This is a genomic window from Streptomyces sp. NPDC054866 (assembly GCF_053610745.1).
This window is the reverse complement of the sequence record NZ_JBSGZA010000022.1, coordinates 1-9,965: the sequence shown is the minus strand read 5'-3', so window position 1 is coordinate 9,965 and position 9,965 is coordinate 1. Positions and strand designations below refer to the sequence as shown.

General features: G+C 72.4%; 5 protein-coding genes. All 5 read right to left on the bottom strand.

Features of this window, described 5'->3' with window-relative positions; translation table 11 throughout:
- A partial coding sequence (locus tag ACWGI2_RS41955; RefSeq protein WP_453701318.1) for a beta-ketoacyl synthase N-terminal-like domain-containing protein occupies positions 1 to 4,784 on the bottom strand: 4,784 nt, incomplete at its 3' end.
- A gap of 123 nt (positions 4,785 to 4,907) precedes the next feature.
- Positions 4,908 to 5,579, bottom strand: coding sequence for a DedA family protein (locus ACWGI2_RS41950; RefSeq protein WP_453401791.1), 672 nt, complete (start codon positions 5,577 to 5,579; stop codon positions 4,908 to 4,910).
- 91 nt (positions 5,580 to 5,670) lie between these two features.
- Positions 5,671 to 6,192, bottom strand: coding sequence for an allene oxide cyclase barrel-like domain-containing protein (locus ACWGI2_RS41945; RefSeq protein ID WP_453401792.1), 522 nt, complete (start codon positions 6,190 to 6,192; stop codon positions 5,671 to 5,673).
- A 144-nt stretch (positions 6,193 to 6,336) separates the two neighbouring features.
- Positions 6,337 to 7,839: an FAD-dependent monooxygenase gene (locus ACWGI2_RS41940; RefSeq protein WP_453701316.1), complete on the bottom strand. Its 1,503-nt coding sequence runs from the start codon at positions 7,837 to 7,839 to the stop codon at positions 6,337 to 6,339.
- A 46-nt stretch (positions 7,840 to 7,885) separates the two neighbouring features.
- Positions 7,886 to 9,965, bottom strand: a 2,080-nt coding sequence (locus tag ACWGI2_RS41935; RefSeq protein WP_453701314.1) for an SDR family NAD(P)-dependent oxidoreductase, incomplete at its 5' end; no start/stop codon positions are given.

Sequence of the window (9,965 nt, the reverse complement as noted above, 5' to 3'; positions counted from 1 at the left end):
CACACCTCCTCAAACGCCTCCCGGAACACCGCAAACCCAGTCAACCCCGAACCCATCCCCGACCACTGCGACCCCTGACCGGTAAACAACAACCCAACAGACCCACCGGAGCCAGCGGGGACCACGGGACGGTCGGCGACCTGTGCCAGCCCCTCCGTCAACCGCACCAGGTCCGATCCGACGACAACGGCCCGGTACTCCCCCACCGACCGCGACAGCAACGACACCCCCACATCCACCGCAGACACACCCGCACCCGCACCCTCGACGAACGCCCGCAACCGCGCCGACTGCGCCCGCAGCCCCTCCGCACTCCGCCCCGACACCACCCACGGCACCACCGGCGGAACCTCCGCCACATCCGTCGAAGACCCCGCCACCTCCGGCGCCGCCTCCAAAATCACGTGCGCATTGGTCCCGCTGATCCCGAACGACGACACCCCCGCCCGACGCGGCTCACCCCTCTCCGGCCAGGACTGTGCCTCGGTCAACAGCGAGATCGCACCCGTGCTCCAGTCCACGTGGCTGGTGGGTCGGTCGACGTGCAGAGTCGACGGCAGCTCCCCGTGCCGCATGGCCTCGATCATCTTGATCACACCGGCCACACCCGCCGCCGCCTGCGTATGACCGATGTTCGACTTCACCGACCCCAGCCACAACGGCCGTTCCACCGTGTGATCCCGCCCATACGTCGCCAGCAGAGCCTGTGCCTCGATCGGGTCGCCGAGTGTCGTGCCCGTACCGTGGGCCTCGACGACGTCCACCTGGCCCGCGCTCAGACCGGCGTTGGCCAGGGCCTGCCGAATGACCCGCTGCTGCGACGGACCATTGGGAGCCGTCAGACCATTGGACGCCCCGTCCTGGTTCACCGCCGAACCACGCAACACCGCCAACACCTCATGACCCTGCCGCCGCGCCTCCGACAGCCTCTCCAACAACACCAGACCCACACCCTCACTCCACCCCGTGCCGTCCGCCGCCTCCGCGAACGCCTTGCACCGACCGTCGGACGACAACCCCCGCTGCCGCGAGAACTCCAGGAACATGCCGGGGGAACTCATGACGGTGACACCTCCGGCGACGGCCAGGGTGCAGTCCCCGTTGCGTAGGGCCTGGGCGGCCAGGTGCAGGGCGACCAGGGACGACGAGCACGCCGTGTCGACGGTCACCGCCGGGCCTTCGAGGCCGAACGCGTACGCCACGCGCCCGGAGGTCACGCTCACGGTGCTGCCGGTGAGCAGGTGCCCGCCGTGGCCGTTATGGCCGTCCGCGAGTCGGGGGCCGTACTCGTGGGTGGTCGCGCCGATGTAGACGCCGGTCGGCGAGCTGCGCAGAGCGTCCGGGTCGACACCCGCCCGCTCGAGCAACTCCCACGACACCTCCAGCACCAACCGCTGCTGCGGATCCATCGCCAACGCCTCACGCGGCGAAATACCAAAGAACTCCGCATCAAAATCACCCGCGTCATGCAGAAACCCGCCGTGACGCGTGTACGACTTTGCCGATCGCTCCGGATCGCCGTCGAACAGGTCCACATCCCAGCCACGATCCTGCGGGAACTCCGAGATGCCCTCCCCGGCCGACCGCACCAGCCCCCACAGGTCGTCCGGAGACGCCACACCCCCCGGGTAACGGCACGCCATCCCCACCACCACGACCGGATCGTCCACCTCGGCGACGGCAGCGGTGGTCTCGGTCGGGTGGTCGGTTCCGGAGAAATGGGCGTGAAGGTGGGTGGCAAGGCGTTCGGGGGTGGGATGGTCGAACAGCAGGGAGCTGGGCAGGTCGAGTCCGGTGGCATCGGCCAAGCGGTCCCTGAGGGTGACGGCGGAGATGGAGTCGAAACCGAGGTCTCGGAAGGCCCGTCGGGTCTCCAGAGCCGACGCGTCGGTGTAGCCGAGGATGTCGGCGGCCTCCGCGGTGACGAGGGCCAGGGCGTCGGACGGGCTGAGATGCGCACCGGACGTGACCAGGGCAGGGGGTTCCACAGGCTCGGGGAGGGCGGCGGGCTCGGGGAGGGGCGAGGGGGCCGATGCTGTGCCGTGGTCGGCGGATGAGTGGCCGGGTACGTCCCCCTCCAGCCAGTGGCGTTCGCGCTGGAAGGCGTAGGTGGGGACGTCGACGTGGTGGGTGCCGGTGCCGTGAAAGACCGCCCGCCAGTCGACGGGGACGCCGTGCACATGGGCGCGGGCCACCGCCGTGAGCACCTCGCGGGCCTCGGGCGCGGCGCCGCGGCGCAGGGGGACGGCGAGGGCGGTGGGCAGGCTGTCCTCGGCCATGGCGGACAGGACGCCGTCGGGTCCGATCTCGACAAGGGTGGTGACTCCGACGGCATCGAGCCGGCGCAGCGCGTCGTGGAAGCGGACGGTCTCTCGGACATGGCGCACCCAGTGGCCGGGGTCGCGGATCTCGTCCGTCGTGAGCTCCTGGCCCGTCAGCGTGGAGACGATCGGGATGCGCGGCGGTCGCGGGTCCAGTCCGGCGGCGACGGCGGCGAAGTCGCCGAGCATGCCGTCCATGTGAGCGGAGTGGAAGGCGTGGCTGACGCGCAGCCGGTGGGTCGTCCAGTCGCGGTCGGCGCAGGCGCGGGCGAGGCGGTCGATGGCGTCGGCGTCTCCGGACACGACGGTGGCGTTGGGGCCGTTGACGGCGGCCAGGTCGAGTCCGTGGAGCGCGTCCGGTCCGTCGAGCAGCTCTTCCACCTGGCCCGCGGGGGCCCGGACGGAGAGCATGGCTCCGCCACTGGGCAGGGCCTGCATCAGTCCGCCCCTGGCGGCGACGAGCTTGCATGCGTCGGGCAGGGTGAGCGCTCCGGCGACGTGGGCGGCGGCGAGCTCGCCGATGGAGTGGCCCGCCACGAGGTCCGGTTGCAGGCCCCAGCTCTCCAGCAGCCGGAACAGGGAGACCTCGAAGGTGAAGAGGGCCGGCTGGGCATACACCGTGCGGTGCAGGTCGGGATCGTTGTCGCCGAAGAGGACATCGCGCAGCGGACGGTCGGCGTACGGGGCGAGGGCGGTGTCGAACGCGGCGCACAGTTCATCGGACGCGGCGCGGAAGACCGGCCACAGCGCGTGCAGTTCGCGGCCCATGGCTGCCCGCTGGCTGCCCTGGCCGGCGAAGAGGTGTGCGACGCGGCCCTCGCGGGGTGTGCCGCGCAGGATACCGGGGGCGGGGGTGTCGTCGGCGAGTGCGGCGAGGCCCGCGAGCAGGGCGGTGGTGTCCGTCGGGTCGGTCGTCTGCGGGGCGGCCAGGTCGGGGAGTACGGCGGCCCGGTACTCGAAGGCGGTGCGGGTGGTGGCGAGGGCCCGGGCGATGTCGACGGGCGGCACGTGCCCGCCTGTCTCCGTGAGGTGGGTGTGCATGCGGCGTGCCTGCGCCCGCAGGGCGGCGGCGCTGCGGCCGGAGAGCAGGAAGGGCAGCGTGCCCGCGGCAGTGACGGGTGCGGGGGCGGGCTCTTCGGCCGGGGGTGTGCGGCCCGGTGGTTCGGCGACGACGACGTGGGCGTTGGCGCCGCCCATCCCGAAGGAGCTGACACCGGCGGTCAGTCGTCGCTCGGGGTGTGGCCATGGGCCGTGCTCTCGCTGGACACGCAGGCCGAGTTCGGTGAGGGGAATGGACTCGGGGGCGGTGCGGAAGTGCAGGCTGCGGGGCAGTTCGCGGTGCCGGAGGCAGAGCAGTGTCTTGATCAGGCCGGTGATTCCGGCCGCGCCCTCCAGGTGGCCCACGTTGGTCTTGGCGGAGCCGACGCGCAGCCGGTCCGGGCTGGTCCGTCCGGCGCCGAGGGCCTCGCCGAGGGCCGCCGCCTCGACGGGGTCGCCGAGCCGGGTTCCGGTGCCGTGCAGTTCCACGTACTGGATGTCGCCGGGGGTGATGCCGGCGCGGTCGCAGGCCAGGCGCAGCAGGTCGGCCTGGCCGCGGGTGCCGGGTGTGGTGAGGGTGCCGGTGGCGCCGTCGTTGTTGACGGCGCTGGCCAGGATGACACCGAGAACGTGGTCGCCGTGGTCGAGGGCGTCGGAGAGCCGCTTGAGCAGGACGACGCCGCCGCCCTCTCCGCGTACGTAGCCGTCCGCGCGGGCGTCGAAGGTGTGGCTGCGGCCGACCGCTGACAGGGCACCGAAGGCCTCAGTGACGGCGTAGTTCTCGGCGGCGAGGTTGAGGTGTACGCCGCCGGCGAGCGCGAGGGCGGACTCACCGTTGCGCAGGCTCGCGCAGGCCAGGTGGACGGCGGTGAGCGAGGAGGACTGACCGGTGTCGACGGTCAGGCTGGGGCCGGTGAGACCGAGTGTGTACGAGACGCGGTTGGCGATGATGCCCCGGTGCAGTCCGGTCGCGGTGTGCTGCCCGATGGCGAGCGGGCCGTGGCGCTGGGTGAGTCGGGCGTAGTCGTCGGACATGGCGCCGACGAACACGCCGGTGCGGGTGGCGCCGAGCGTCGCGGGGACGATGCCGGCGCGCTCCAGGGCCTCCCAGGTCAGTTCCAGCATCAGGCGCTGCTGCGGGTCCATGGCGGCGGCCTCGCGGGGGCCGATGCCGAAGAACGCCGGGTCGAACCGGTCGACGTGGTCAAGGAAGGCGCCCTTGCGAGGCGTGGCCTGTGTCCCGGGGCTGTCGCACAGTTCGGGGCGGTCGGCGGGGAGGCCTGTGACGGTGTCTCGGCCGTCGCGCAGCACCTGCCAGAAGGCTTCGGGGGTGTCGGCCCGCGGGAGGCGGCACGCGGTTCCCACCACCGCGATGGCCGAGGTGGGGTCGAGTCCTGCGAGGTCTTTGGCCGCCGGTTCCGACACGGTCCAACTCCGATCCGTCGGGCCCGGCGGGGCGCGCGGATACCGTGCCGGGCGCTGTTGTGGTCATGCTGAGCAGCAGGGGTAAAGCGGAACTAACCATGGTCTGAGTGCCGTTGGGGCAGGTCAGACCGGTCCGGTCGAGGTGCCGGGGCGGTCCCGGCGCCGTGCGCGCAGCCGGGTGACGACGAACCGTACGATCACCGCCAGCAGGGCGATCCCGACGACGGCGGTGAACCCGTTGGCATACCGCTGCACGGTGTCGGCGTTGCGGCCGGCCGCGTAGCCGGCGCTGAGCAGGACGAGGTTCCACAGCAGCGTGCCGGCCGCGGTGAGGGCGACGAAGGGCAGCAGCGGCATACGTTCGATGCCGGCGGGCAGTGAGACGTAGCTGCGGACGATGGGGACGAGCCGGCACAGCAGGACGGCCTTGGCGCCGTGGCGGGCGAACCAGCCCTCGGCCCGGTCCAGGTCGGTCTCCCGGACCAGCGGGATGCGGACGAACAGGGCGCGGGTGCGGCGCCTGCCGAGGAGTGCGCCGACGTAGTAGTGGACGACGGCTCCGACGACCGAGCCGACGGTGCTCCAGAACAGCAGGGCGAGGAAGCTGAGTTCGCCGAGGCGGGCGGTGAACCCGCCGAGCAGGAGCACGAGTTCGCTGGGCACGGTGGGGAAGAGGCTCTCCAGCCCCGTGGCGACGGCGACTCCGGGAGAGCCCAGGCTCTCCATGAGGTCGGTGGCCCAGTTGCCGGGGCTGTCGGCCGTGGCTGCGGCCCGCATCAGGTGTTCGAGGGTCATGGCCCTTCCCGGGCTCGGCTGAGTGGACGCCGGTGACCGGCGGGCGGTGCGGCCCGCCGGTCTCGGGGCGTAGTACGGGTGGTCGGCGGGGTCAGTCGCAGAGCTTGATGGAGTTGAGCGACTCGGTGGCGCTGATCAGGGTCCAGCTCAGTTCGCCGGTCTTGCCGGCGTAGCGGCCCTTCATGCCGGCCGCCGGGAGCTTCAGCGTCTCGCCCTCGACCAGCCGCTTCAGGTCGACGATGCCGGCGACCCGGATCACACCCTCGTCGAGCGTGTACTTGGAGGTGGAGAACGAGAACAGCTCGCCCGTCGCGGGGTCGTGCTTGATGATGACGCCCTGGATGTCGTTGGTGCCGAAGCGGTTGCGGTCCTCGTCGAGCACCGCGTCCTCGGTGACGACGACGTCCCCGACACTCGTCCCGGCCGGAGCCGCGTCGATGGTTTTGGTGGTGACCAGCAGCTCGATGAACGAGACGGTGACGCAGCCGGAGCGGGCCTTGCCGTCGGCGGGCGCCGCCTCGGCAGCACCTGCGGCGGTGCCTGCCGGTATGACGAGCCCGAGGGCCGCGGCTCCGGCCACGGCGAGCCGGACGGGGAACGATGATGAACGCACGGTGTCCCTTCTGACGGATGGATGTGCTGGGAAGAACGGGCCGGTTGAGGCTCACGGCGGCGGGCCCAGCGCCCACGAGGTGATTCTGTGCGAATGGCCTAAAGCCGCCCTTGGCCTGGTCTGTTGGCGCGGGCAGGGCGCCGGTCAGTCGGCTGCGGCGCCGAACCAGGCGGCGAGCGCGGCCCGGAGGGCGTCCTCACCCCAGCCGTTGTCGTCGTGCCAGGCGACGCAGCCGTCCGGGCGCAGCAGCAGGGTGGCCGGGAGGTCGGGCAGGGGCTGGGCCCGCACCACGTCGACCCGGTCCGTCCAGCCGTCCACGTCCGGCCCTCCGGTGTGGCCGGACAGGTCGAGCAGGACACCGCGTCCGCCGTGCAGGACCTCGGCCACCGCGATCTCGCCGCTCGCCGTCTTGATCCGGGCCCGCGGCAGTCGGCGGCCCAGCAGCCGGTCCCGTTCGGGCGGCTCCGGGACGCCCGCGTAGCGCATCGGGACGGCCGGGCCGAGGTTGGTCACCAACTCGGCCAGGAAGACGTTGACCTCGTCGAACGCGAGGAACTCCGCCAGCATTTCGCGCATGTAGCGCGCGAGCGCGCGGGGGTAGAGCAGGGCGAGCTGTGCCTGGATGTTCATGCAGGCCATCCGTCCCGCCGCGTGCCGCTCCTCGTGGTAGGTGTCCAGCAGGCCTTCGGGGGCCCAGCCGTGGACATCGGCGGCGATCTTCCAGCCGAGGTTCACCGCGTCGCCGACCGCGGTCCCGATGCCCTGCCCGTTGTACGGGTAGTGGACGTGTGCGGCGTCGCCCGCGAGGAAGACCCGGCCCTCGCGATAGCGCTCGGCGTTGCGGGTGATGATCGAGTAGTGACGCAGCCAGTGCGCCTCGGTCGCCTTGAGTTCCGTCCCGGTGAGCCGTCGTACAGCGGCCCCGAGCTGTTCCAGGGTCGCCGGTCCGTCCTCGAACTCCGGTGGCTTGGCGGTGAATTCGGCGCTGAACACACGCATGGTGCCAGGGCTCAGCGGGGCGCCGAGGAACTGGTCGCCGTTGGGGGTGTACGACAGCCCGTACTGTTCGGGCGCCACGTCCGCGCGGTCGATCGCCACGTCACCGACGATCCCGCGCACGACCACCCAGTCGTTCCCGACGTAGTCGATGCCGGCCCCCTCGCGGACCAGGCTCTCGCGTCCGTCGCAGCCGACCAGGTAACGGCAGTCCAGCCGCTCCTCGCCGGTGTCCGAGGCCAGGACCGCGGTGACGCGGGAGCCGTCGGGCGCCTGCTCGAAGCCGGTGAGCCGGGTACCCCAGCGCAAGTCCACGCCGAGGTCCAGGGCCCGGTCGATGAGCGTCTTCTCCAGCCGGGACTGCAACACCATGTGCGTCTGCTCGCGCGGTCCGGGGACCTTGTCGAAGGCCAGGGGCAGATCCGCGAAACGGACTTCGGGGAAAGTGACCGTGCCCTCCCGCAGTCCGTCGGCCAGCCCACGCTGGTCAAGCAGCTCCAGGGTGCCCGCGTTGATCGCCATGGCGGGCGCTTCGAGACGCTGTGCGGGATGGGGGTCCACGAGGACCACGGGGACGTCTCGCATGGCCAGCTCGCAGGCAAGCATCAGACCGGCGGGCCCGGCTCCCACGACGACGACCGGCTCACTCATGACAGGGCTCCTTCGGAAAATGACACAGGTCGGTACGGGGCGTTGCTCACGTCGTCGGGGACGTGTCACCGGCGAACGGCGCGGACTCGGTCTCCGCGTCGAGCGTGGTCACCAGGTGACCCGCCAGGGCCTCGGCGGTGGGGTGGTCGAAGATCGCCATGGGCGGGATCTGCACCCCGGACCGGGCCGCGATCCGGTTGCACAGTTCGAGCGCGGTGAAGGACGAGAACCCCAGATCGGTGAACGGGGCGTCCCCGGGGATCTCCGCCGCGTCCGCGTGGCCGAGCACCTGTGCCGCGGTGTCCCGCAACAGATCGAGCAGCAGGGCCGCTCGTTCGGCACCGGACGCGCTCAGCAGCCGGTGTCGCAACCGGGCGGCGGCCTCCCCGAGTTCCGCCTCGGCGCCGGGCTCGGGCGGGGCGCCGTCGACCGCGCCGGGTCCCGCGACCTCCGGGATCGAGCGCAGCAGCGAGCCCGTCGCGCCCTGCCCGGACTGGCCGACCCAGCGGTCCCAGTCGACGTCCACCAGGACCAGGCCCCGCGCCGGGCCGCCCATCGACCCCAGCAGCCTTTTGGCCGCGAGCCGCGGCGGCAGAGGACGGATCCCCTGGTAGCGCAGGTATTTTCCGGCCGCGGTCTCCGCCCCGTCCGGGGCGTGCCAGGGGCCGCAGGCCACCGACGTGACGGGCAGCCCCCGCTCCCGGTACGCCTGCGCCAATGCCGCCAGGTGGGCGTGCACGGCTCCCTGCCCGCCGAGCCCGGCCACGCCCAGGGCGCCCACCACCGACGTGCAGAGCAGGAACGCCTCCAGTCCGCGTTCCGCGGTCAGTTCGCACAGATGGGTCACGGCGGCCGCGGCCGGCCCGAGCAGGCGGTGGATGTCCTCGCCGTCCACGGCACCGGCCACGGTGTCGTCCAGCTCGGCGGCCAGGTGCACGACCGCCGTCAGCGGGTGCTCCGGCGCGACGGTTCGGAGCAGCGCGACTACGGCGGCACGGTCGGTGAGGTCGACCGGGACGACGGTGGCCGTCGCACCCGACTCCTCGATCATCGCGACCAGTTCGGTGACGCCCTCCTCGGCGCCGGGATCCGCAGCCAGCAGCAGGTGTCGTACGCCGTCCCGGGCGAGCCCCACGGCGATCTCACCTGCGAGCGCTCCGGGCACCCCTGTCACCAGCACCGTCCCGTCCGGGGTCAGGGGCGGCGCGGTGCCCGTACCGGTGAGGTCGACCGGCCGCAGACGACACCCGAATAAGCCCCCGGACCGGACGGCGACCTGGTCCTCGCGCCCGCCCACGCGGCCGGTACGGCCCGCCAGCACGGCCCTGAGCCGCTCCCGTGTCCGCCGGTCCCCCGCCCCGTCGACGGGCAGGTCGACCAACCCGCCCCAGCGTTCGGGGTGTTCCGAGGCGGCGGGAGACTGCGCCAGTCCCCATACACGCGCCTGGTCCGGGTCGGCGTACGGGTCCGAGCCGACCGAGACGGCACCCGTGGTCACGAACCACACCGGCACCTGCACGGCCGCGTCGTCCAGGGCGTGCATCAGCGTGGCGGAGAGATCCAGCCCGTCCGCCCCGTCCCGTCCGGTGTCGGCACACGCGAGCAGCGACAGCACCCCGACGACCGGGCCGCGGGAGGGGGCCTGCGCCGCACGCAGATTCGCCGCGAGCGTCGAACGGCCCGTGTCCCGCTCCACCGGGACCTCCACAACGCCGGCGCCGCCCTCGGCTAAGGCGTCCCGCACGGTCCGCACCGCCGGGTGCTCCTCGGCCCGCGCGGGCACGAGCACCACCCAGGTGCCGGTCGGCAAGGACACCGGCTCCTCGTCCAGGGCCTCCCAGTCGAGCCGGTGCCCCCAACGCCGCTGCCGTCGCCAAGCGGCGAGCCCTGGCAGCGCCTTCCGCCAGAGCTTGACGTCCGCGTCCCCCACCCCCAGCGCCGCCACCGCGCCGTCCAGGTCCTCGCGCTCCAGCGCATCCCACAACTCGGCCTCCACGTAGGGCGATTCGCTTCCCTTGGCGGGGTCGGACCGGAGCCAGTAGGGGTGGTGTTGGAAGGGGTAGGTGGGGAGGTTGATGTGGGTGGTTTGTTGTTGGGGGAGGTGGGGGGACAGGTCGGTGTTGTGG

Excerpts from the sequence above, each read along its gene's own strand:
- ACWGI2_RS41950 (WP_453401791.1), bottom strand. The coding sequence starts at position 5,579 with ATGACCCTCGAACACCTGATGCGGGCCGCAGCCACGGCCGACAGCCCC.
- ACWGI2_RS41940 (WP_453701316.1), bottom strand. The coding sequence starts at position 7,839 with ATGAGTGAGCCGGTCGTCGTCGTGGGAGCCGGGCCCGCCGGTCTGATG.